The organism is Streptococcus agalactiae ATCC 13813 (assembly GCF_000186445.1).
GTDB lineage: Bacteria > Bacillota > Bacilli > Lactobacillales > Streptococcaceae > Streptococcus > Streptococcus agalactiae.
In genome coordinates this window covers 410,200-434,716 of sequence record NZ_GL636070.1, presented here as the reverse complement: position 1 = coordinate 434,716, position 24,517 = coordinate 410,200, and the positions used below count along the sequence as shown (strand labels likewise).

At 36.4% G+C, this 24,517-nt stretch carries 20 protein-coding genes; all 20 read right to left on the bottom strand.

Annotated elements, in window-relative coordinates:
* Positions 1 to 171: 171 nt before the first annotated feature.
* The 20 genes from HMPREF9171_RS110925 to HMPREF9171_RS111020 all read right to left on the bottom strand — a co-directional run bounded on the left by HMPREF9171_RS110925 (position 172) and on the right by HMPREF9171_RS111020 (position 24,360).
* Complete coding sequence (locus tag HMPREF9171_RS110925) at positions 172 to 1,527, bottom strand: YjiH family protein (RefSeq protein ID WP_000712231.1); 1,356 nt, start codon at positions 1,525 to 1,527, stop codon at positions 172 to 174.
* A gap of 246 nt (positions 1,528 to 1,773) precedes the next feature.
* Positions 1,774 to 3,501 carry an ABC transporter permease/substrate binding protein gene (locus tag HMPREF9171_RS110930; RefSeq protein ID WP_000429362.1) on the bottom strand — a complete coding sequence of 576 codons (1,728 nt, stop codon included), beginning with the start codon at positions 3,499 to 3,501 and terminating at the stop codon, positions 1,774 to 1,776.
* An 18-nt stretch (positions 3,502 to 3,519) separates the two neighbouring features.
* Complete coding sequence (locus tag HMPREF9171_RS110935; RefSeq protein WP_000181804.1) at positions 3,520 to 4,743, bottom strand: quaternary amine ABC transporter ATP-binding protein; 1,224 nt, start codon at positions 4,741 to 4,743, stop codon at positions 3,520 to 3,522.
* 376 nt (positions 4,744 to 5,119) lie between these two features.
* The gene (locus tag HMPREF9171_RS110940; protein ID WP_001288411.1) at positions 5,120 to 7,498 is read right to left on the bottom strand and encodes a phosphoketolase family protein; all 2,379 of its coding nucleotides are present in this window, start codon (positions 7,496 to 7,498) and stop codon (positions 5,120 to 5,122) included.
* Positions 7,499 to 7,587: 89 nt separating this feature from the next.
* Positions 7,588 to 8,679: an L-ascorbate 6-phosphate lactonase gene (ulaG, locus tag HMPREF9171_RS110945; protein ID WP_001134213.1), complete on the bottom strand. Its 1,092-nt coding sequence runs from the start codon at positions 8,677 to 8,679 to the stop codon at positions 7,588 to 7,590.
* A 316-nt stretch (positions 8,680 to 8,995) separates the two neighbouring features.
* Positions 8,996 to 10,675, bottom strand: a complete 1,680-nt coding sequence (locus tag HMPREF9171_RS110950) for a BglG family transcription antiterminator (protein ID WP_000584675.1) — start codon at positions 10,673 to 10,675, stop codon at positions 8,996 to 8,998.
* Positions 10,676 to 10,740: 65 nt separating this feature from the next.
* The gene (locus tag HMPREF9171_RS110955; RefSeq protein WP_000806819.1) at positions 10,741 to 11,502 is read right to left on the bottom strand and encodes an IolE/MocC family protein; all 762 of its coding nucleotides are present in this window, start codon (positions 11,500 to 11,502) and stop codon (positions 10,741 to 10,743) included.
* 19 nt (positions 11,503 to 11,521) lie between these two features.
* The gene (locus HMPREF9171_RS110960; protein ID WP_000222916.1) at positions 11,522 to 13,039 is read right to left on the bottom strand and encodes an FGGY-family carbohydrate kinase; all 1,518 of its coding nucleotides are present in this window, start codon (positions 13,037 to 13,039) and stop codon (positions 11,522 to 11,524) included.
* 65 nt (positions 13,040 to 13,104) lie between these two features.
* Complete coding sequence (locus HMPREF9171_RS110965; protein ID WP_000717729.1) at positions 13,105 to 14,094, bottom strand: amidohydrolase family protein; 990 nt, start codon at positions 14,092 to 14,094, stop codon at positions 13,105 to 13,107.
* 21 nt (positions 14,095 to 14,115) lie between these two features.
* Positions 14,116 to 15,567, bottom strand: coding sequence for a PTS galactitol transporter subunit IIC (locus HMPREF9171_RS110970; RefSeq protein WP_000888346.1), 1,452 nt, complete (start codon positions 15,565 to 15,567; stop codon positions 14,116 to 14,118).
* Positions 15,568 to 15,664: 97 nt separating this feature from the next.
* The gene (locus tag HMPREF9171_RS110975; protein ID WP_000358405.1) at positions 15,665 to 16,621 is read right to left on the bottom strand and encodes an NAD(P)-dependent oxidoreductase; all 957 of its coding nucleotides are present in this window, start codon (positions 16,619 to 16,621) and stop codon (positions 15,665 to 15,667) included.
* Between the two features lie 18 nt (positions 16,622 to 16,639).
* Positions 16,640 to 17,659, bottom strand: a complete 1,020-nt coding sequence (locus HMPREF9171_RS110980; protein ID WP_000700539.1) for a hypothetical protein — start codon at positions 17,657 to 17,659, stop codon at positions 16,640 to 16,642.
* A 234-nt stretch (positions 17,660 to 17,893) separates the two neighbouring features.
* The gene (locus HMPREF9171_RS110985) at positions 17,894 to 18,877 is read right to left on the bottom strand and encodes a LacI family DNA-binding transcriptional regulator (RefSeq protein WP_000462137.1); all 984 of its coding nucleotides are present in this window, start codon (positions 18,875 to 18,877) and stop codon (positions 17,894 to 17,896) included.
* A 164-nt stretch (positions 18,878 to 19,041) separates the two neighbouring features.
* Positions 19,042 to 19,689 (bottom strand): fructose-6-phosphate aldolase, encoded by a 648-nt coding sequence (gene fsa, locus HMPREF9171_RS110990; RefSeq protein WP_000873297.1) that lies wholly within the window; start codon positions 19,687 to 19,689, stop codon positions 19,042 to 19,044.
* A 10-nt stretch (positions 19,690 to 19,699) separates the two neighbouring features.
* Positions 19,700 to 20,416: an L-ribulose-5-phosphate 4-epimerase gene (locus HMPREF9171_RS110995; protein ID WP_001129977.1), complete on the bottom strand. Its 717-nt coding sequence runs from the start codon at positions 20,414 to 20,416 to the stop codon at positions 19,700 to 19,702.
* A gap of 1 nt (position 20,417) precedes the next feature.
* On the bottom strand, positions 20,418 to 21,281 hold the full coding sequence (locus tag HMPREF9171_RS111000) for an L-ribulose-5-phosphate 3-epimerase (protein ID WP_000197819.1): 864 nt from the start codon (positions 21,279 to 21,281) through the stop codon (positions 20,418 to 20,420).
* Between the two features lie 3 nt (positions 21,282 to 21,284).
* The gene (locus tag HMPREF9171_RS111005) at positions 21,285 to 21,950 is read right to left on the bottom strand and encodes a 3-keto-L-gulonate-6-phosphate decarboxylase UlaD (protein ID WP_000166859.1); all 666 of its coding nucleotides are present in this window, start codon (positions 21,948 to 21,950) and stop codon (positions 21,285 to 21,287) included.
* Between the two features lie 112 nt (positions 21,951 to 22,062).
* Positions 22,063 to 22,548, bottom strand: coding sequence for a PTS sugar transporter subunit IIA (locus HMPREF9171_RS111010; protein WP_001049920.1), 486 nt, complete (start codon positions 22,546 to 22,548; stop codon positions 22,063 to 22,065).
* 66 nt (positions 22,549 to 22,614) lie between these two features.
* Positions 22,615 to 22,893, bottom strand: coding sequence for a PTS sugar transporter subunit IIB (locus tag HMPREF9171_RS111015; protein ID WP_000241475.1), 279 nt, complete (start codon positions 22,891 to 22,893; stop codon positions 22,615 to 22,617).
* 27 nt (positions 22,894 to 22,920) lie between these two features.
* Positions 22,921 to 24,360, bottom strand: a complete 1,440-nt coding sequence (locus HMPREF9171_RS111020) for a PTS sugar transporter subunit IIC (protein WP_000427087.1) — start codon at positions 24,358 to 24,360, stop codon at positions 22,921 to 22,923.
* Positions 24,361 to 24,517: the final 157 nt, after the last annotated feature.

Genomic DNA, 24,517 nt, shown 5'->3' with positions numbered 1-24,517 from the left:
CTGATAGATTTTCGTATTCGTTTAGCCGGCTATTTTGATCAGTTACTAAACATACCATACTATTTTATAACAATTTTAGGGCTCTTGTCAAGAAATACTTTCAAGTTCATTTGTCTTTTTTCAGTAAATAGTTCCATTTGTTAGCAAGAAATGCTTCTCTATTTTCTCCAACTAAAAGAAAAGATGTGCCATCAAAACAATAATAGGTAATGAAATAATTGTTCTCTCTATAAAAATGATAAATAATTCTAGAATGTTGATAGGGATCTTGGAACCTAATATCACTGCACCAGTCTCAGACATATAAATTAATTGCACAATAGAAACTGTTGCGACGATAAACCTTGTCATCTCACTGTGAATTTCAGCCGCCATTATCGAAGGAACAACCATATCTGAAAAACCAACAATCATGGTTTGACTCGCAATATCTGCTTCTGGAATCCCTAAAAGTTCAAGGAATGGAAGGAATGGTGTACCTAAAATTTTAAAAATAGGTGTTGATACTGAAATAATCAAAGCTATTGTTCCGACAGTCATAATTGTTGGCATAACGCCAAACCATAAACTAAGTACTGTCTTAGAGGCATTATTGACAAAAGTCTTCATGTTTCCATTTGCTTTTGATTTATCGATGGCAAGCTTAAGTCCCCACTCTATCTTGTTATAACCATCCGGAATTACCTCAGATGTTTCTTTCTTTGGTTTAGTGTAATAACTATTTGATTGACGAGATAAGGGAGGGATATAAGGGATAATGAATGCACAGACAACACTGCTAATGATGACTGTTAGATAAAAATGGCCAAAATAATCAGTTAAGCCAACATTCTGCAAAACAACAAGACAAAAAGTGATTGATACTGCTGAAAAAGTAGTGGAAATCGTTGCAGCTTCTCTACTGGTATAATAACCCTCAACATACTGCTTATCGGTCAAAGCAATTCCAATAGTACCATCACCTACAAATGAGGCTACACAATTAACTGCTGACCGACCAGGTAGCTGAAAGAATGGACGCATAATGGGGGTTAAGAAGACACCAACAAACTCCAGTAGACCAAATTCTGTCAAAAATGGAAGAATAAAACCCGCAGCAAGGAAAATGGTAAACAAACCACCAATCAAATCAAAAAGGATAAGGCCGCCTGTCTCTTTCCCCCATACCATTTCAGGACCAATATGTAAAACCGTCATCAGACCAAGTGCCAAACCGATCAAACGAATAATCAGCCAGAAAATGGTAATGTCAGAAATTTCTTTTAGCAAGTCATTTTTTTCAATAAAGCTAGGTCTAAACAGACGATAACAAAGTGCTAACACACATGAAATAAAAATGATTAGTAAAATAATATAATGTATAGGAAAAACAGCGTTAATCCATTGATTAATTGTCTTAGAGATTACAGAGACAGCTACTGTTGTCATACCATTATATTTAAATGGGGTCATTAATAATAATACTCCAAATAACGACGGAATAATAAACCACAAGATATCTTTAATAGATATACTTTCTTTTTTCATACAATCCTCCTGGATAATATGGAATTGTTTCTAAATATACTCATAACTTCCATTGTAAAATTTTATAATAAAAAAAACAACCTTGAATTAAAGAAAATTTTACTTAGTAATACTTTATAACCTGCCATTTCTTTCATTCTCTCACTTTTGATATATTAAAATAATATAAAACTTATATTAAATAGCTAAAACGACTGAAGTCACATTAAAAAACACGCTCTAAAAGAGACGTGTTTCTTTTCTATACTATTTAGTCCACTCTGAAACTTCTTTTTTGTGGTTTTTAATCCATTTTTGAGCTGCTTTAGCAGGCTCCATACCTTTATCCATATCTAACATGATAGATTCCATATCTTCTTTAGTCCACTTGAACTTATCGATAATTTTATATACTTTTGGCATATCTTTTTTCAAATTCTTGCGTGCTATTGTATTGATATGTTCTTCACCACCAAATGATTTCTTAGGATCTTTAAGGTATTTTAAATCATACTTAGCAAACATCCAGTGAGGTGACCAACCTGTAATGACCACTTGATCTTTGTTTTTGATAGCCTTCCCTAAGGTTGTTGTCATAGCTCCTGTTGATGCTGATAACAACTTCCAACTTGAAAGATTTGGATAATCTTTAAGGGATTGTTTAGCAGACTTCATAATACCTGCACCTGGTTCGATACCTGTAATTTGTTTATCTGCTTGATTTGATAATTCTTCAATACTATTTACGTTCATGTATTTAGGAACAACTAAACCTATTTTGACGTTCTCAACGTGAGGACCTAAGTCATCTAAACTATTTTTGTATTTATTAAAATATTGCCCGTGGGTCTTTGGTAACCAAGCACTTGTTGTAAAATCAGCATTCCCATTGGCGACTGTTTGCCACATGACCGCATTGTCAAGTGGTGTCAATTCAACATCATATCCTTTAGATTTTAAAACTTCAGAAATAACGTTGGTTGAAGCAACTTCTGAATCCCATTGGACATAAGCTATTTTCACTTTTTGACCTTTGGCTTCATTTCCTGAAGTCATATTAACAACAATGCGACCAAGAGCTGCTAGAATGAAGAGAGCCAGGGCCCCTAAACCTACCCATTTTTTAACTTTTGATGTTTTAGCTTGCTTCTCACCCGGTTTGGAATTAAAGAATTGACTAACACGGTCTAACACGATTGCTAAAATAACTAGCGATAGACCACTAACAAATCCTGTACCAATATCAGCATGTTGAAGCGCCGATAACACCTCACGACCAAGTCCAGGTGCACCGATCATAGATCCTGTAACCACCATAGAAAGAGCCAACATCATAGTTTGATTGATTCCTGCCATAATAGTGTTCTTAGCAAGTGGTAGTTCAACTTTGAATAATTTTTGCTTAGCTGTTGAACCAAATGAATCAGATGCTTCTATTAACTCAAGTGGGATTTCACGAATAGCCAAGTTAGTAAAGCGCACTGTTGGAGGCAAAGCAAATACAACAGAGGCGAAGACACCTGGTACCATACCGATACCAAAAAAAGCTACTGCAGGAATAAGGTAAACGAATGCTGGCATAGTTTGCATAAAGTCAAGGATTGGATTAACAACTTGTTTAACTTTATCACTTTTTGCCATCCAAATACCTAGTGGTACACCAATAATAATAGAAATTAAACTTGCTACTAAAACCAAGTTAAAAGTGTTAATCAACTGCTCCCACAGCCCTTGGTTATAGATAAATAGCAAACCAATGAAAGTAAATGTCGGTAATTGCCATTTTTTCTTAGCTAAGAAAAATACAGCAATTGTAATTAGTACAATAAAAAGTAAAGGATTAATGAATAGTAATGTTTTTGTCATCCAATCCATCAATGCATTACCGATTGTCTGGATAAAGTCAAATAAACCAGAAAAAGTTTTCGTAATCCAATTGGTCGTTGACTCTACAAATGGTGCGACCGGTAACTTATGTTGTAATAAATTTTCCAAAATGATTTGTCCTCTCTATTAAGCTTCTACCGTTTCTTTTGGCGATTCTACTACTGTTTCATCTTGAACGTTAGCAAGTGCTTCGATCACACGTCCTCTAATGATAACCCCTAGGAGTCTATCATTATCATCAGTAACGGCTATCGGAGCAGATGAATCATAAATTAAAGGCATGATATCTGTAATAACTGTATCTTTTGAGACCGTTACAACATCTTTATCAATCACTTCAGAAAGCGGCAAACCTTTCTTACGAGCTTCAATTGCAGCATCTGCAGTTAGGGATCCCAAAAGTTGGCGACGACGATTCGTTGCCATTAACATTGAGACTTCCTCACGATGCATTCTTGTTAAAGCAACTTGTGGGCCATCAATTTCTAAAACAGTTGTTAAAGGTTTTATCATAATATTTTGAGCAGTTAACACTTTTGAGCGATCAACGTCTTCAACAAACTCACGAACAAAATCATTAGCCGGATTAGTCAAAATCTCTTCTCCTGTACCAATCTGCATGATTTCTCCATCTTTCATCAGAGCAATACGATCACCAATACGTAACGCTTCATTCAAATCATGGCTGATAAAAATAATAGTTTGTTTATTCGTGTCTTGAAGGTCAAGAAGCTCATCTTGCATTTCACGACGAATTAATGGGTCTAAAGCTGAGAAGGCCTCATCCATCAGAAGGATTTTAGGGCTGTTAGCAAGGGCACGTGCTAAACCAACACGCTGTTGCATTCCTCCTGATAATTGACTGGGGTACTGATCTTTAAACGGTAATAGACCTGCATTGTCCAAAGCTTTTTCAGCTAACGTTGTACGTTCTTCCTTAGAAACACCACGCATCTCTAACCCAAACTCTGTATTTTCTAAAATTGTACGATGTGGGAAAAGACCAAAATTTTGGAAAACCATGTTGATATCGTGACGACGAATGTTACGTAAATCTTCTACATTCATCTTTGCAATATCTTTACCATCTAAATAGATATTTCCTGATGATGGGTCAATCAAACGGTTTAACATCCGAACTAAAGTTGATTTTCCTGAACCAGAAAGTCCCATGATAACGAAAATTTCGCCTTCTTTTATTTCAAAACTCGCATCATAGACACCTACAGTCGCTCCTGTTTTTTCAAGAATTTCTGTCTTACTTTTTCCTTGCTTAACCATTTCAAGAGCAGCTTTTTGCTTTTTCCCAAAAATTTTGGTTAAATTCTTCACTTCTAAAATATTTGTCATTCTTATCTCCTACTAAAAATTTCGTATCTTATTTTTAAGGTTATGTGTCTTATCTATAAAGTGACGTTAAGTTATCGTAAAAGGGTAGTCACTTTTTTACTCAAAAAAATAAACTGCCGAAACAGAACATAACTATAATATCATGTATGGTCTCTTTATGTCAACACCTTTGCTTAGAGATATTTTAATTAGCCCACACCATTATTGTTATGGCATTATTGAATTATTTAAAGACTTATTAGTATTAATATTACAACTTTAAAAGTGACCACTTAACGCTTTTGAAAAAGCGGTCATTCTTCTATGAAATAACAAAACACCCTTAGAAAAAATCTAAAAGTGTTTTTGTTTGTAAGTATAGGCCTGAAAAAAGTGACTACTTGATATTTTTCCATTTCCAATTTTGTACTTCTGGAATATCGTCTCCGTGTTCACGAATATAGTCTTTGTGATAAGCAACCATTTGATTCATTTCATCACTGAAGGCTTGCGCTTCATGTCCTAAAGAAGCAAGAGCTGCATCCTGTGCCAGATGGAATCGGTCCAATTCTGACATCACGCGCATATCAAATGGTGTTGTGATGTCACCATTTTCACGGTAACCATGCGTATGCAAATTATGATTGTGACGACTAAAGAAAATATCTCGAATCATATCTTCATAACCATGGAAAGCAAAAATAACAGGTTTATCTGTGGTAAAGACTTTGTTAAACTCTTCATCTGATAAACCGCGAGCATCTTGTGAAGGATGACGAAGTTTTAGGATGTCTAATACATTAACAAATCTAATCTTAAGTTCTGGGAAAGCCTTATGAAGAATGCTAATTGCTGCCAAAGCTTCTAAGTTAGGTTCTGTTCCCGCCGCAGCAAAGACAACATCTGGCTCTTGATTAAGCGACACATTTGAAGCCCAGTCAATCACCTTATATCCTTCTGCCACTAACTCTTCTGCTTCAGCAATAGAGTAAAATTGTGGACGAGGGTGCTTAGATGTCACAATTAAATTAATTTTATCTTCAGCTTTAAACGCTTTATCCATAACAGCTAGAAGTGAGTTAGTATCTGCTGGTAAATATTCACGAATGTATTCAGGTGTTTTTTCAGCTAAATGAGTTAAAATACCTGGATCTTGGTGAGTGTAACCATTATGATCTTGTTGGAAAACAGTTGAAGCTGCAATTAGGTTAAGCGCTGGATAATTTTTACGCCATGTTGTGTGTGTTTTTGATTTACGTAACCATTTGAAATGTTGTGTTACCATTGAATCTACAACGCGAAGGAATGATTCGTATGAAGCAAAGAAGCCGTGACGACCAGTTAAAACATAACCTTCTAAGAAACCTTCTGCTTGATGTTCAGACAATTGGGAATCAATAACACGTCCAGCTGGACTTAAAGCTTCGTCATAATCTGGTTTACGACGACCAAGCCATTGACGGCTAGTACGTGTAAACACTTCTTGAAGACGATTTGATTTCGTTTCATCTGGACCAAAAATACGGAAATTATCTGGATTAGCATCTACCAAATCTGCTGCATATTTTCCAAATTCAATCATATCTTGTGCCATAATTTGACCTGGAACATTAATATCAAGAGCAAACTTCTTCCAATCTGCTGTATCCATTGCTTTAACAATACCAGCATTGGTTATTGGATTCATGGACATGCGACGATCACCTTTTGGTGAAATAGCAGCAATCTCATCAACGATTTTACCACTTTCATCAAATAATTCTTCTGGACGGTATGATTGAAGCCATGACAAAAGAGAATCAACATGTTCCATATGGTGGGCATCTACTGGAATTGGTACTTGGTGAGCGCGGAAGCCACCTTCAATTGGTGTTCCTTCCCAAGCCTTTGGACCAGTCCAACCCTTAGGAATACGTGCAACCAAGACAGGGAATTTTGCTTGGATAGCTTCTTCTGCCGGTTTTTGTCGTGCTTCTGATTGAATGGTTTTAATCTCTTGAATAGCTTGATCTAATTTTTCTGCAAACAAAGCATGAGCAGCCGCATGATCCTCAGAGAGTTCAACAACATCTGCAAAAATAGGTTTCCAACCTAATCCTTCAAAAAACTGAGATAATTCTTCATCTGTCTTACGTTCAAAGATAGTTGGGTTATGGATTTTACCACCATTTAAATAGAAGATTGGTAGAACAGCACCATCATTTACTGGATTGATAAAGGTATTAGATAGCCAACCAGCCATAAGTGGTCCTGTTTCACCTTCACCATCACCAATAACAGTCGCAGCAATAACATCTGGATTGTCTAGGATGGCACCTGTCGCATGAGAAAGTGCGTAACCAAGTTCACCGCCTTCATGAATTGACCCTGGTGTTTCTGGTGCAGCATGGGATGCAATTCCACCTGGGAAAGAGAAGATTTTACATAACTGCTTAAAGCCATCCTCTGTTTGCTCAATATTTGGGTTTAATTCAGTATATGAACCATCTAAATATGAATTAGATACCATAACTTGACCACCATGACCTGGACCTTCAATATAGAACATGTCTAAATCGTATTTATTAATAGCGCGATTTAAGTGAGCATAGATAAAGTTTTGTCCAGGTACAGTGCCCCAGTGACCAATTGGATGAACCTTTAAGTCGTTTTCAACCAGCTCTCGTCTCAAGAGAGGATTATCCTTTAGATACATTTGTGCTGCAGAAATATAATTAGCTGCTCTCCACCATGCATCAAGTTTTTCTAAATATGATTTTGTATCAAATTCTGACATTATTTCTCCTAATCTTAATTGTGATTTTAGTAACATATTTTAAAATTGAAAAACTGCATATCATGCGACATACAGTCTCTCATTAGCCATTATAGAAGTGCTTTAAATTGAATATTTGATTCTTGTTCGAAGCAATCATCAAAACCACGTGGGTGATGGTATTCAATTCTATCTTTATCTTGTGGATAAGTGTATTTACCTCCAACTTCCCAAATAAATGGATGGAAGTCATATTGAAGGCGTTCTTTACGCATTTTCCACAATTGTAAGATTTCGTCTGTAGAAGCCATGAAGTTAGACCAGATATCGTAGTGTACAGGAATAATGACTTTGGCACGGAGATTTTCTGCCATACGAAGAACATCGATTGAAGTCATTTTATCCTGAATACCAACTGGGTTATCACCATAGTTGTTAATAGCTACGTCAATCTTGTAGTCTTTACCATGTTTAGCAAAATAATTTGAAAAATGTGAGTCAGCTCCATGGTAGATTGTTCCACCTGGTGTTTCAAAAATATAGTTAACTGCTTTACGAGCCATTTCTTCATCAGTCACGGCTAAACCAGCAAGTTCTCCATCATGTTCTTCTGCACCATCTACTGGAAGTGTCACCAAGCAAGTACGGTCAAATGATTCAACAGCAGTAACTTTGATGTCTTTAAACTCAAATGATTCACCTGGTTTAATCACGATGATTCGTTCTTCTGGAACTCCCCATTTTTTCCAAATTTCACCACATTCATATGGCCCAACAAATTTAACATGGTCTAAGTTATGATTATTAATAATGGCTGCCGCAGTGTTGATATCAATGTGGTCACTGTGGAAATGTGAAACAAGATAGTAATCCAATTCATTAATAGCAAATGGATCAATAACCATTGGTTGTGCGCGTAAGTTTGGTTGGAGTTTACGAACACCTGCCATATTAGCCATTTGGTGTCCACGAACCATATCTTTTACTTTTTTTGTTGATTTACCGCGGTTTGACCATAGGTCCATAACAACATTAGCACCACCTGGTGTTTTAATCCAAACACCACAGTTTCCTAACCACCACATTGCAAAGTTGCCCTCAGCAACAACTTCTTCTTCAATTTCTTCGTTTAACCATGTTCCCCATTCTGGGAATGTTGATAAAATCCATGATTCTCTAGTAATATCTTTAACGTTAGGCATTTTATTTCCTCCTGATTAATTGTTTCTTACATCTACTAGTATAAGTTCAAATACTTTTGAAAAAAAGACCAAGTGTCACACATTTATGTGTTCAAAACTGGGCTGTCTGTTCCAAATTAGACTCATAATTTTAATTAAAATAAGCACAAATAAAAAGTACTACCATTAAAAGTACTAGCTTTCTCAACTTTAATTATCATATCATAGAGGAACTCATTGCGATTAAATATCTAGCACATTGTTTAAAAGCACCAAAAAAGCCCCAGCTTCTTTTTCTGTCTTCAGAAAAGCTGAGAGGCTACCATAAAATTATATTTTAACAAACTGTACTTTGAAGGGGAAGGACGTCTTGGAGCAATTCTTGATGAATAAGTTTCTCAATCTTAGATTTCAGCACGTAGCGTTCACTATCTTCCTTGACATATTGAGCAATCGTTTTTTCAAGTTCATTGGTAAATTGATTACTATTTGCACAGTTACCTTTTTTAGAAAAGCGAATCAAGCGAATAATATCATCATCTGTCAAAACAGGGTGAACTACTAACATCGGAAAACGAGATTCTAAAGCGTCACTAGTAGAGACAACCATATCTACATGCATAAGATCACTCACACTTTGATACTGTTCGGTTGTAAAAACAGCTTCTATATCACTGTTTGTTAAGTAGCGTTGACATTGCTTTAAAAGAAGTTTCTGAATCGCTATTCCTTCATCAGATACAATAACTAACTTAAGTTTATTAGGAGATTGTTGACTATTACGAAGTTCCCCTCCTAAATGAATCGTTAGATATGCTACATCATCATCGGTCAATTTGATTTGCCAAGCTTTCTCTAAAAGCTTTACAGAAGACGAGGTTATGGCAAAAAGTTCTTCATATTTGTCTTTAATATGCTCTGTTAAAGGATTAACAGAAAAAATACCATAACGTTTACGATATAAGAGTGCCTTACAGTGAGTGAGAAGTTGTCTTAGTAAGTCCTTTTTATGAACAAAGTGAAGGTGATATCGTTCTTCCAATTCTTTCAAAAAACTGGTTAGAGTAGCTCGCATATCATCATAATCTTGACTCTCTAAATGATTGTCACGGTCCTTGCGGAAACTAAGCATAAGCATGGCCACTAGTCCCACTTCAATCTCATCCAGTGATAACTGAAAATTTTCTTCCAGCTCATCAGCCAACTCTTTAGCAATCTCATATTCCTTACGTTGCCAAACCAAGCTAAAATCACTATTAAGAGAGGTCTGTACTTCAGGACTTAATCGCATCTTTCGATAAGCCATTAGTATAAAAGGCAAAATCTGAATCATAAACTGACCATCTTGACTGTTGATTTTCTTACCTAGACTTCGTTGAGAAATGAAGAGATAATGGTGAAAATAATCAAGAACCTCTTTAGAAAAATAAGCGCTGGCACCAAAAGCTTGAGACAGTTTATGATTAAAAAGGTCTATAAAACTACTACTTCCATTATGGTAGATATCATCTAAGAGCTTATATAAGTACTGAATAATGGACAATGGGTGACCATCTAAAAAATAACCACGACATTTTGTTGATTGTAACTGTAAATTATATTCTTTCTCTGCTAACTCACTTCTTAATTCGTTTAAATCGTTTAAGATAGTATTTCGAGAAACATCGTTTAGTTGCATCAACCTATCAATCGTTATGCGGTCCTTAGCTACTACGATAGATACTAAAGACAGCTGCAACCTCTCACTACTTTTCATGACGTAACTATAATCAGTCACTTCATCTAATAAAAGACGACAGGCTGCTTTTTGTTTTTCTGTTAGCAAGATTCCTACACGTGGATAACTAACAATCTGAGGCACATCGCTAGGCAGTGCATCGTTTATCTTCTCTAAGTGATAATACACTTTACGTCTAGACTGATTAAGTGCGTTGGCAATTGCCATAACTGTTTCAGGTTCCTCTAATTTCAATAGGTAAAAGAGGAGGTCATAACTTTTTTTATCGAGAATAATCAAGAATATACCTCTTTTCTACTCGAATTCATACAGACTTATTATAACATCTTTTTAAAGCCTTTTCATTAAAAGTTTTGACTATTACTGATAGAGATTAAACGTTGAACATCCCTTTTTAATATCTCCAACTCTGTGGGGTATTCTAGAGCTAGATACTCACAATTAGAGAAACTCTTTAACAAATCAGTCAGATTAATCTCTCCTTCGAAGAGGCTCTTCGAGAGGTGGGGCTTTCCAGCTACCTGTATAAAATTTTTACAGTGAAGGTAGGTGGTATCACAAGCTAAGTTATTTACCGCTTGGTATAGGTCTTGGTTGATAAAGGCCCAATTAGCAGTATCAAAAACAAAACTTATTGGTATTTGTAATTCTTTCACTAGAGTCATAAAATATTGGCAATTCTCCACTGTAGCTGCTTTAGGGTCTTGATTATTTTCCACCTTTATACCAATAGCTTGGCTTTTCAATATCTCTTTAAGAGGTTCTAACTCTTCTTTACTTAAGTTTCTGGTTTGTCCAACATTTAGCTTAATGAAAGGAGCTCCTAACTGTGATGCTTCTTTAAGGCCTTTATTAAGATAAGGATTAACTTTCCCTCCTTTGATAAGGTCTTCATTAGCACTATAGTAAAGATTGATATCATAAAAGTCAGCCTCTGCTTTTAAAGCGGGTAGCTCTCTATCTGGATCTTGAAGCAATTCTTGACGTATCTCAAATCGTGAAAATCCTAAATCCTTTACTAACTTAATGAGCTGAACTTGTGTAAAGCCTTTGTCTAACTGTTTTTTGAATACAATACTATTGATAATAATATCTTCTTGTTTCATAACAACTCCTTTGATATCCCTACTTATTCAGATGACCGAGTTCCGACCAAATAGGATCCAGTGTTTCCAATAATTTTTGGTAAGCGTGATATTTTTTTTCGTACCCCTTTACTTCGGATAATTGAGGTTTATAAATAGCTTTTACACGAACCATATCTTGGACTGCTTCCTTTAACGAAATCTTATCTAAAGCATGACGTGCTAAAATAGCTCCTCCTAACCCTCCTAATTCTGTGCCTTCTACTGTTTCAATAGGAAGGTTTAAGATATCAGAAAACATTTGCATCCATGCTGGTGAGTTGGTAGCTCCGCCAGAGAAACGAATTATTTTTGGCACACTGCCCCTACTTTTTATTAAATCAGTGATATGCTGCTTATGTGCAAACGCAATACCTTCATATACCGCACGTATCATCTGAGATTTCGTCGATTTAGTTGTTAGCCCAAAAAAGCAAGCGCTAGCATCTTGTGATGTGTTACTACCGTAAAGAAACGGAAAGAAAATAAGTCCATGATGTGTAGCATCAGTATGAGTGAGAAATTCTTCTAAATTATCATAGATAGAACCTCCACTAGATTTAGCGTTATCAATTTCTTGATGCATGAGCATTTTTAACATAAAATCAAGATTCCCTGCAGAAGTAGGGCTACTTGCCTCTAAGAGATAACGACGATCTGGAAAATAGGAAGTCATAAGACCACTATCTTGCTTTGCTGGTTTTAAACTTGGATAAGTATTAATATTCCAAGTTCCCGAAATAACACTAAAAGTATCTGACTCTAAAACACCTGATCCAAGAGCACAAGCATCGATGTCAAAAAGCCCTCCAATAACGGGGGTCCCTTCTACAAGACCAGTCTCTTTTGCTGCTTGAGAACTAATTCCCCCAGGAACTAAATCTGCACTATCTATAAGTTCAGGAAGTGAGTTTTCTATCTCTCTAATGCCAAAAAAATCTAAAATAGCTGGATCATAAGTTCCTGTTTGGAAATTTATCCAATGATTACCTGAAGCGTCACCATATTCTTGCTGTACTTTTCCTGTAAGCTTATACCGAATAAAGTCCTTTGCAGAAAGGACCGCCCCTATTGATTTATAGGTTTCGGACTGATAATCTTTAAGCCAACGTAAAATAACTGGACTTTGTGAAGGGAAAATATGTTGCCGAGTCAACTCCCAAATATTATCAAGTTTAGATTCGAAATATTGCGCCAAATCTTTGGCACGATTATCTGTAGATAAAATTCCTTGTTCAAGTGGCTCCAACTTATTATCTAGCAGATAAAGACCTTTCCCATGTCCAATACATGCTACTGCACTAATCTGCTTAGGGCTGAGTTTTGAGATTTGAATAACTTCCCTAATAGCAGAAGTTATAGCATTCCACGTTTTAACAAGGTTTACTTGACGATGACCAGATTGAGCCTCATTTTTTAAAGTTTCAAAACTCGAAACAGCGATTTGGTGTCCTAATTTGTCAAAAATAAGCGCCTTGGTATTTGTACCACCGTAGTCAATACTAAGGTAATAAGTCATAATTTGTCTCCTCATTGTTGATTTAAAAAGGAGGTACAAGAAACTCTTGTACCTTGAAAACTCTTCTAATAGAGATTGAGCTCTTTGGTTGTATCATCTATACCTGCTCTGTTAGCCTTTACATGGTCTTCTTTAAAGTAAACACGCTCAGCATTATTGTACATAACATCTTCTAGTTCCTCTTGACTGAAAATATCAACATTCTCTAGCCAAGTAGCTAATTCTTCGTAAGTATTGAAGGTCGCTGACCATGGAGAATCAGTTCCCCAAATGATACGCTTAGCCCCAAGAACTTCTTTAGCAATACGTACATTTTGTTCTGATTTTGGAAAAGGAAAACTATCTGGGGCATCAATATCTTGAATAGCTGAAATATCAGTATAGATATTGTTGAAGTTTTTCCACATATTAAGTTCAGCACGCAATCGATTTGAATGCTCAACATGCGGAAAAGAGAGGTGACAAACAACAAAATCGAGACTCGTATAAAGGCGAGCTAAATTAGCAATAGCATCAGGTTGGTGACTAATTTGATCCCAATTGCCATAATCAACTGTAACTACAAATCCTGGATAGTCTAACAGATAAGTCAAAATACGACTCACATGTGGGTCTGTATCAAGACGGAAAGGCGTTTTTTGTCCACGGTATCCATGGATACCCCCTCCTTGACTAATTTCAAACTTAATAGCTCGAAAACCAAGGACTTCAACATGACGTTTTACAATTTGCATTGCATTATCTGCAAATGGATCAACAGAGAATGCGCCTGTAAAACGTTCTGGATAACGTTTAATAGCTAAATGCGTATAATAATTTTGATAACCATTAAGATGACCTTGCAAAATGACTGCTTTATCTACACCATTAGCGTCCATATACTTCAAAAAAGCTTCAGCTGTAAATGCTTTGTCACCGTATTCGTCTGGGATGAGCTTAATTAAATCACCATCATCCCAAATAGCATAACCGTTTCCAAGGGCATTAAGACGTCCTTTACCATTAAATCCTGCAATTGTATCAACAATATGAGCATGTCCATCAATTTTTTTCATGAGTATTCCTCCAACAGATTTTTAATCTTCAGCAATAAAGATTTTTTCACAACTACCTTCATATCCGCTATTCTTATCAGCCATAGTTTTAAGGTATGCGTAAATAGATTCACGACGAGTACGAAGCAAGAACAAGAAAGCAAGATAGATAATAACTGTCACACCAATATAGAGTGGATTCCCAGATATCCAAGCAAAGAAGACTAGAGCTGTCAAAGGATGAGCTAGGAGATTAAAGCTCATAATCAAAGTTACCCCTGCTGGTAAAGCAGTTCCAAAATGCTTAACAGCTTCTGTGTAGATTGGACCTAGGGCACTAGCAGCATAAAGACCTAGTGAAAACCATATGATTCCATTCAAAATAGCTTTAAGAATATTTCCTTTTGACACAGCTATCATAGCTTCAATCATAAAAGGAATAGCAATAAGATCAACGACTGGTAAAGCTTCATTTCCAGGTAAAATCAAGGAAATAACAACCATTATTGGTACTAAAATGAGACCTGCGATAATAGTTGCTGGTTCACCAAAACCAACACCGTCATCAACTGCAATAAACCAACGTTTTTTATCCAGTGCTCCTTGCTCAGCTTGACTTTCTTTTTTCTTATTGCGTTCAACTGCTTCAGCAAGAGGAGCAAAAGCACTAGCAAATACCCCCGTAATCAAAGGAAAAATAGTCATAACCGCTGCAAGAGCAACTGCAAAACCAAGTATACCTCCCCAAGTATCAATACTTGCAAGGTTACGTAAACTACCTAATACACCAATAATCACACCAAGTATAAAACCAAGTGTCATTGGCTCACCAAATAACCCTAACTTAGTCTTTAATGATTCTGGGTTCAACTTTACCTTATTGACACCAAGTAGGTTCCAAAGAGGATCAAGAATAAGAGCTGGAATAAGGGTTTCAATATTATGAATCGAGTTGATCGTTGCATTTTTAACACCGTAATACTCCGACCATCGATCTGCCAATACTTCTGACATCACTAATGAATAGAGTAAGACAAAAACCATAAATGCGAAAGACAATATAAAATTACCTGTTGCTGCATAGGCCATTGTACCCCAAATCATATAGCCAAAGTTATTCCAAAGATTAGATGGGACAAATACTCGGGTAATCCCGAGCAAGAAAAGCCCCAATTCAATTAGCAAGCCAAAAACAAAGAAAGAGAGGCCAATCTCAGAAGAAAAGGCGGTGAGAGAACCAGCCTGCCAACCAATATCTACAATTGGTAAATGGAGCCCAGTAGTTTTAACCATCTGCTGGATATACTTAGTCACCATAGGAGCAAAAGCTGATATAATCCAACCAAAGCCTGTGAGTCCAACACCAGCTCGTAAGGCGCTAAAGAAAGCTCGCCTTGGATTGACCTTTAGAAAAAGGCTGACAATAAAAATCATAGCGGGTACAACAGTTGCTGCACCAAAAACTTCAAAGAATTTATGTAAAGCTTCTAGCATAAGTTCACCTTTATTAAATTATTAAGCGCTTACATTTACCCGTAAAAAAATGGGAGGTCCCATTTTTTCAAAAGATGGCTCTGCGCTCACTAGCCAATTATTTATTGACAATATTTTGTGGCTTGCCATCAAAGAAGGCAATGATGTTGTCAGCTGCTTCTTCAGCCAAAGTTCTACGTCCCTCAATAGTACCTGTCCCAGCATGTGGACTCATAATAACATTATCAAGACTTCTCAAGCCTTCAGATACCTGTGGTTCATTCTCAAAAACATCTAATCCCGCACCCGCGATTTCACCTTCTTTCAGAGCTTCAATAAGTGCTTCTTCAGAAACGATTGGGCCTCTAGCAGCGTTGATTAAGTAGCTTCGACTTTTCATCTTAGCAAAAACATCTTTATTGAATTTGTGGATTGTTGATGGTAATGCTGGGGCGTGGATGGTTATGACATCAGCTGTTTCAATAAGCTGATCAAATTCGAGATAGGTTACACCAAGCTCTTTTTCCTTATCTTCAGGAAGTCGATAAACATCATTGTAAACAACAGTCATCCCAAATGCTTTAGCAAAATTTGCGACTGTCAAACCGATGCGTCCCATTCCGTAAATACCTAATGTTGAACCTTGCAAAGTCAAACCTTGATAACGTTGTTCGCTCGGATCAATCCACTCTCCACTTCTTACAATACTATCATAAAATGCAAGGCGCTTACTGACAGCTAAAATTAAAGCAAAAGTCATTTCCGCTGTCGGAACTCGTACTGCTTGAGGGGAATTAGAGACTACAATTCCTTTTTCTTTAGCATACGCAGTATCTACATGATCAAAACCAACCGCATTTAAAGAAATAATTTGTAAGTTTTCACCTGCATCAATCATCTCTTTATCGCCTTTTTGTCCCATGAGTAACCATCCGTCATATTCAGATAAATGCTCTAACACATAGTCACGTGAAAATGGGCGATCTTCTGAATAAGTAACATCAAATCGGTCCATAAGCTTTCTTAGACCTTCTTTAGGCACAATACCCGTTACTAAGATTTTTTTCTTGTCCATATTGTCTCCTTCTTAAATTTATTTTACTAATTGATAAAGAGCAACTTCGCCACGTCCGTTATTGGCTGAGAAAAGATAAGCATTTCCATCTTTTTCAAAAGCTAAGACATTACTAGAAGCTGCTTTTGCATCTACTAATTCTGAAACCAAGTGCCCATCTACAAAGTGAAAAAGCCTTAATTCTGCTTTTTCTGATCGCCACCCGAATACAAAACAAGTCTGATTAAGTAAACGACCACTCCAAATAGCGTGACCAAATGGGGTTTTTTCTGGATAATGGAATAATTCTCGACCGAAATCTTCTGTGAAGATACGTAAACGATCTCCATGAAAACCTTGGATAATCATATACTCATCCTTGCCATTCTGATTAATATCCACTTTCACCACATCGCTTGTCTCCTCATCGAAAAGCCGTTCTAATTGCCAGTCGCCTGTAGTAGAAAATTCTGGATAAGTGAGTTTGAATACCCCTTCTACTGAAGTAATCAATGAATATCCTTCATCCTGAATGGCATAGTATCCATGATTTTTTAATAAAGTTTGAGGCAATTGTTGCAATCCTTCCAATGTATGGTTTTGAGTATTAAAACGAGCAACAAAAATTCGGCCTTTATCACTCCAATCCTCAGTGTAGGCTTTACTGTTAGCAATTGTACAACCTATAAAGTAAAGTTGATTTTCTTTACCTTTAATGAGATCAAAGCGATGTAAATACGGAAAATCAAATGCGTTACAAATGTCCCAATGATCTCCTTGAAAACTTGCATAAACAACCTGACAATCTTTGGCCTTAAACCCTGGGTAAAATTTCTGGGTTGCCAAAAAATCCATGGTTCCGGGAATTGGAATAATACTCATGGTACCTCCCACATCTTCCCAAACAACAATTTTTGCTAAATCGCTATTCAAATCATAAGCAAAGCAGGCTTGATCAACCTCTGAAGCTACTAATAAAAAATCATAGTCTTGATTTTGCAAACGACAAACTGAATAACAAGCTTCAAGTCTGTCTGACAATAGTTTATTAATCTTCATTCTATCCTCCTTTGGTGAAGATAAAACTTGAGTTAACCGTTTAACTAATGGTTCAAAAAAATAAAAACATTTGAGTTAAGAGAGTTAGAGATGGTTCGTTAAAAGCTTACCTATTCTTAAGTTAAACGGTTAACTCATTTATAATTCTATTATACTATCATTTTTTATAAAAGCAAGCGTTTACATAGTGTTTTTTGCTTTTTTATAAAAAAATGCTTGCTCTCGCAAACATTTTTAAAAAGATTGACGAATAACGATTTGATTTTTTACTTCTAGTAACCTTGCAGTAGTTGGTTCGTTTCCTTGACTAATTTTTTCAATTAAACATTGGGCAGCCAGGCAACCAATGCCATATGAATCCTGTTTTATACAGGAAACGTTTGGTGTAAGTACCTGCATCCATTCTAAATCTTCATAACTCCCAAGACCATAATCCTCAGGGTAGCTGACCGTTGATTGATTTAATTTTTTCATAAAATTCAAAAGAGTTGGACCGTTCATCATTAAGAACCCTGGTTTTTGCTCTGAATGTTCAATAATATCAAGAATTCTCTGTGTACTACCATCTTCAGTGATAATAATCAACTTATCAGGATTTGAACTGACCACTTCTTTAAAACCTTCGTAACGAAGCTCACGGGTTGAAATCCCTTCAATGGGATAAGTGACAAAATAGATGTCATGATACCCAGCTTCTTGCATTTTTTCAAGAAATATTTGAGTCGATTCTTTATTGTCGGATACTACAGTATCTACCTTAATATCTTTAGCTTGTCTATCAACCATGACAAGACGATCATTACTCAAAGTTTCTATAAATGAATGATTAGGATCTACAGAATCTAAAATAATTCCTGAAACGTTTTGCTGATTTAAACGGTTTAAATTTTCCAACTCAATGTCAATATCATTATCCGAGTTAGTAAAGTTAACCGAGTAACCAAATTGTTGACAAGTATCATGTATTCCCTTCATCACAGACGAAATAAAGGGATTAGTAATATCAGCAATAACGACCCCAATAGTACGGGTATTTTTTGTAACTAAACTTTGAGCAATCTTACTTGGTTGATAACCAGTCTCCTTAATAGCTAAACGGATTTTTTCTTTCGTTTGCAGAGACATTTTCTTATAGTTCCCATTGAGATAATAGGAAACTGTAGCTTTTGACACACCTACTAAATTTGCAATATCACTAATGGTTACCTTCTCAAACATCTCTATTTCCTTATTCTAATTAGACTTAATTTATCCGTATTATATCATTTAATAAGAAAAATGAAAATAAGTGTTCTTATTGGAGAAGATTATAAAAAAAAGACAAACCCATTATCAAAGTTTGTCTTTCACTAGTATAATTAAGAGTTTGCTTTATCGTAACACTACTTCTTCTTGAAACTATCCCAATCTTTTAAGAAAGTTTCAATCCCTTTATCAGTAAGCGGGTGAGTAAATAGTGATGCAAATGTTTTATCTGGAATAGTGGCAATGTGCGCACCGCATTTAGCGACGCCCTCCACATGCGCCAATCCACGAATGCTAGCAGCAATAATCTCAGATTGGAAACCATAAAAATCAATAATGTGACGAAGGTCACGAATCAAAGCATAAGCATCTGTTCCAATATCTTCAAGACGACCCACAAAAGGACTAATAAAGGTTGCACCAGCTTTCATTGCCGAAAGCCCTTGAGCCACAGTAAATATTAATGTCACATTTGTCTTTATACCTTCTTTTGATAATTGTGAAACTGCTGCTAAACCTTCTTCAGTCATTGGAATTTTAACAACAACATTTGGTGACCACTTAGCGATTTCTCTAGCTTCGGTAACCATTTCATCACAAGTTAAACCTGTCACTTCTGCACTAACTGGACCATCAACGATTTGGCAAATTTCGTTAATAACTTCTTTAAAGTCACGCCCCTCACGTGAAATAATAGTAGGATTGGTAGTAACACCATCAACGATTCCTAAACGATTAAGACGACGAATTTCAGAAACATCGGCAGTATCTAAAAAGTATTTCATATTATTCTCCTTAATGTTCTTGTCCTTTTTGACCATAATAAGCATTTGGTCCATGCTTACGTAAATAGTGTTTATCCATAATATATTTTGGAGCTGGTTCAACACGTGGATTAATTTGTTCAGTGAAACGATTCATCTTGGCAACTTCTTCAAGAACGACTGAGTGATAAACTGCTTGTGCTGGATCTTTCCCCCAAGTAAATGGTCCATGATTACGTACAACAATACCAGGAACAGCCATTGGATCTAAATTCCGACGTTCAAATTCCTCTATAATAACACTACCTGTTTCTTTTTCATAAGCAGTGTTAACTTCATCTTCACTAAGTGACCTAGCACATGGTACTGGCCCATAAAAATAATCTGCATGTGTTGTTCCATAAAATGGAATATCGCGACCCGCTTGTGCCCAGCCAACTGCTTCTGTTGAATGAGTATGAACAATACCACCGACTTCTGGCCATGCTTTATAAAGTTGAACATGAGTTGGAAGATCAGATGATGGATTCAAATCCCCATCCACTATATTTCCCTCTAAGTCTGTGACAACCATATTTTCAGGTGTCAATTGGTCATAGTCAACTCCTGAAGGTTTGATAACAATCAATCCTGCTTCGCGGTCAACTTCAGAAACGTTACCCCAAGTAAATTTAACTAAACCATGAACTGGTAGTGATTTATTAGCTTCACACACACGTTCACGCATTTCTTGCAATGATTTTGCCATATTATTTCACTCCTGCTTTCTCCATTAATGGGTAAAGAAAATCTTGCGCCTCTTTAATGGCTGCACGTGTTTCCTCTACAGTCTCACAGTTCTCCGACCACATTTCAATCAAGAATGGACCATTATAATTTGTTTTCTTAATGACAGCAAACATTTCTTCCCAATCAACACACCCTTGACCAAATGGAACATCACGGAATTGACCTTTAGACGTTTCGGTAACAGCATAGGTATCTTTAATATGAAGCGCTGCAATTGAGCGATGTCCATTATAAAATTCACTCCAAAGATCATTATGCCATGCTGATACATTTCCAGTATCTGGGTAGACAAAGAGATAAGGAGAATCAATCTCTTTTTCCACAGCCAAATATTTCTCAATGGAATTCATAAATGGGTCATCCATAATCTCAATAGACAGAATAACTTGTGCTTCTTCGGCCCAAGTACAAGCTTGACGAAGATTCTTAATAAAGCGAGCACGTGTCTCTGGAGATTTTTCTTCATAGTACACATCATATCCTGCTAATTGAATATTACGAATACCAATATCTTGAGCAAAGACGATACATTTTTTCATCATATCCATCGCACGCACTTCTTTCTCAGGATCATTAGATCCCATTGGGAAACGACGATGACCACTAAATGTAATTGTTGGAACACGAACTCCTGTCTCAAAAATAGCTTTGACCAACTCAAGGCGTTCTTCTTTTGACCACTCCAAACGTGCCAAACGTTCATCTGACTCATCAATGGATAATTCTACAAAATCAAATCCCAATTCTTTAGCAAATTGTAGGCGTTCTAACCAGTTAAAATGTTTTGGTGTTGCCTTCTCGTAAATTCCTATTGGACGTGTCATACATTACCCCCAAATACGTTTAATTTCATCCTTAAATGCACGTGCTGCTGCGGCTGGATCATCTGCCTCTGTAATACCACGACCCGCAATAAAAGTAAAAACATCAACACCTTCAAATAATTGAAGAGTATCAGTTGATAAACCACCAGTTACAGAAACTCGGAAGCCCATATCAATCAATTTTTTAACCTTATTAAGGTCTTTTTCTCCCCATGTTTCGCCAGCAAGAAGCGCATCACGAGATTGGTGATAAATGGCTTGTGAAATACCTGCATCCAACCATTGTTGAGCTTGCTCATAAGTCCAATCACCATATAGTTCGATTTGAATTTCTCCACGATCGCCGCGTTCTTCTTTGATAGCTTTTAAGGCTGCTTCCATTGTTGGAATAGTAGCACAACAGATACAAGTCATCCAGTCTGCACCGCGAACAGCATTATTTTTAGCAACAGTCCCACCAGCATCAGCACATTTTGTATCAGCAACAATTATTTTATCAGGGAAGAGACTGCGAAGGACCTCAACTAATTCACTACCTACTTGAAGAAGGCAAACAGTTCCAGCTTCAATAACATCAACTTCATGTCCTACTGATACGGCAGCTTTGATAGCTCCTTGTAAATCTGAGTGGTCAAGTGCAACTTGTAAATTTGGTAAACGTTTTGTCATGTTGTTTATTCTAAGGACCTGATAAAAATACTCATTTTATTTGTGGCAAAGAGTTTCTTATCACAGAGATTTTTTATAGGTCCTATCCTTTCTATTAATATCAGTTTATTGATTAGCTTTCTAAATCTAAACCTTCTAAATATGGGCTGTTTTTTGATTCCTCTACCATTGCAAGGACTTCTTTTGCTTCTTGGCATTCCGTCAAGCGCTGAATTGAATTTTCAAATTCAAAAAGGGCAATAATTTGAGGGATAGCAACAGAAGTATGAATAGCTGAACTTGTTGCAGCAAGTGCTAACAATACTGAGACTTCTTTGCCATCTGGAAAGACTACTGGCTCTGTTAATGTAATTAATGAAAATGCATCACGTTTTACGCCTGCTTCTGGACGTGCATGAGGCATCGCCATACCCGGCATAAGAATGTAGTACGGACCAAATTCCTCTGTAGATTCAATAATGGCATCGTAATATTCTGCATCAACAGCACCACTTTCAATCAATGGATCAATTGATAATTTGATTGCTTCTTTCCAATCGCTTGCAGATAATTTAAGACGAATTGAGTCATTTTCGATAAAGGCTTGTTTTAAATTCATGATTTCTCCTTAAAAGTCTAAAGATATGGGAGAGAAACTTTTGTCTCACTCCCTTTGTCTATTAACTTACAAAATTTCTTGTAGTTTTGTTTTTATTTCATTGTCATCCATAAGGTTATCAAGACCTACTAAATGACCTTTTGTACGTCCGTCTAATTCATGGATAAGGTGGTTTGAAGCAACCACGATATCGTAGTTTGCAGCTAAACCTTTTGCTTCTCCGACTGAACAAGATGCTGACTCAAAGTTGCTAACGCCTAATTGACGAAGCGCATTTTCGACTTTCATTTTGATAACCATTGATGATCCCATGCCGTTTCCGCATGCTGTAAGAACTTTAACCATTTTTATTTCCTCCGTTATAAATTTCTATTATTCTGCAGGCGCATCACCACGATAGTATGCTTCTTTATCTTTAGATTTCATAAATTGAAGTTGTGGAATAGCTAAGAAGAAGAGACATACAATCACGTAACCAGCGATACCTAAATACTTGAAGATGTAACCAAATGCTAACCATGGGAATTCAAAGTCGATATTTCCATGATAACCACCTGCAAGTCCTAAAAGACCTACAGCAACAGCACCAAGTGCCACCTGAATAATACCTGAGATAAATGATAGAGCTACTGCTGCTTTCCAGCCACCACGTTTATCTGCATAAACGGCGATTGCCGCATTATCAAAGAATACTGGAACGAATCCTGTGATAATCAAGATTGGATTTTTGAAGACAACAAGTAGAGCGATTGTAATTAATTGACCAATCAAACCAAAAGCAAATCCTGAAAGAACTGCATTTGAAGAACCAAAACCATATGAAGCTGCAACGTCAACCGCTGGGAATGATCCTGGAAGAAGTTTGTTTGAGATACCTTGGAAAGCATTTGTCAATTCTGTAACGAACATGCGTACACCTTGCATCAAAATGAAAAGGTAAACTGAGAATGTCAATGATGTTTGAAGGATGTACATGAAGAAAGCTTGCTTAGTTGGTACAAATGCACCAGGTCCAATTAATTTAACATTAGACATAATGTCTGGACCAAGGACAGCTAAGATTCCTCCAAAGAAAACTAGCATCAATGTTGCTGATGCAACAACTGTATCATGGAAAATATTTAAGAATGTTGGTAATTTTAAATTATCAAGATTTTCTTCTTTTTTACCGAAGAATGGCGCAACTTTATCAACAAACCAAATTGCAAATTGTTGTTGGTGTCCGATGGCAAATCCGCCACCACCTGTAAGGCGTTGAGTTGCTTCAACGGTCATATTAGAACTTACCGCCCAATATAGACCACAAATGATACCAACAGCCCATGCACCAAAACCATTACGAAGTTGTGGAATCAAGAGCAGTACAAATACTGAAATTGTTGCAGCTTGTTGTACCATGATATGACCAGTAATAAAAAGAGTACGGACTTTAGTTACTTTACGAAGAGCAACCAAGAGGATGTTAATCCCAAAACCAATCAAGAGTGCTGTTGTTGCAACACTGATAAAGCCCATTGTTTCTAACTTAGCATTTGCTGATGCTAAACCAAAGTAAGGATCAATAACAGCAGCTTCTAAATTAAATTTTTTAGCAAGAGCAACTAAGATTGGACGGAATGTATTAACCAATCCTCCTGCACCTACGTTCAAAATCAAATATCCAACGGTCGCTTTGATAAAACCAGCAAAGACATCATGAAGTGGTTTCTTCAATAAAAGATACCCAATGAGTACCAATAGACCTACGAAGAAGGCTGGATTCTGCAAGATATTTTGCGAGAACCAATTAAGGGGAGCTAGGAAGTTTTCCATAACTAAAGACCTCTCTTTATTTAAGTAATGTTTTTTTGTATCTTTATTATATTTTTTGTAAGCGTTTTAAAAAAGACCAAGAAGTACACACTTAAGTGTGCAAAATTGTGCTGAACCTAATTTACAAAAAAATCATGTATCCTAAGATACATGATTT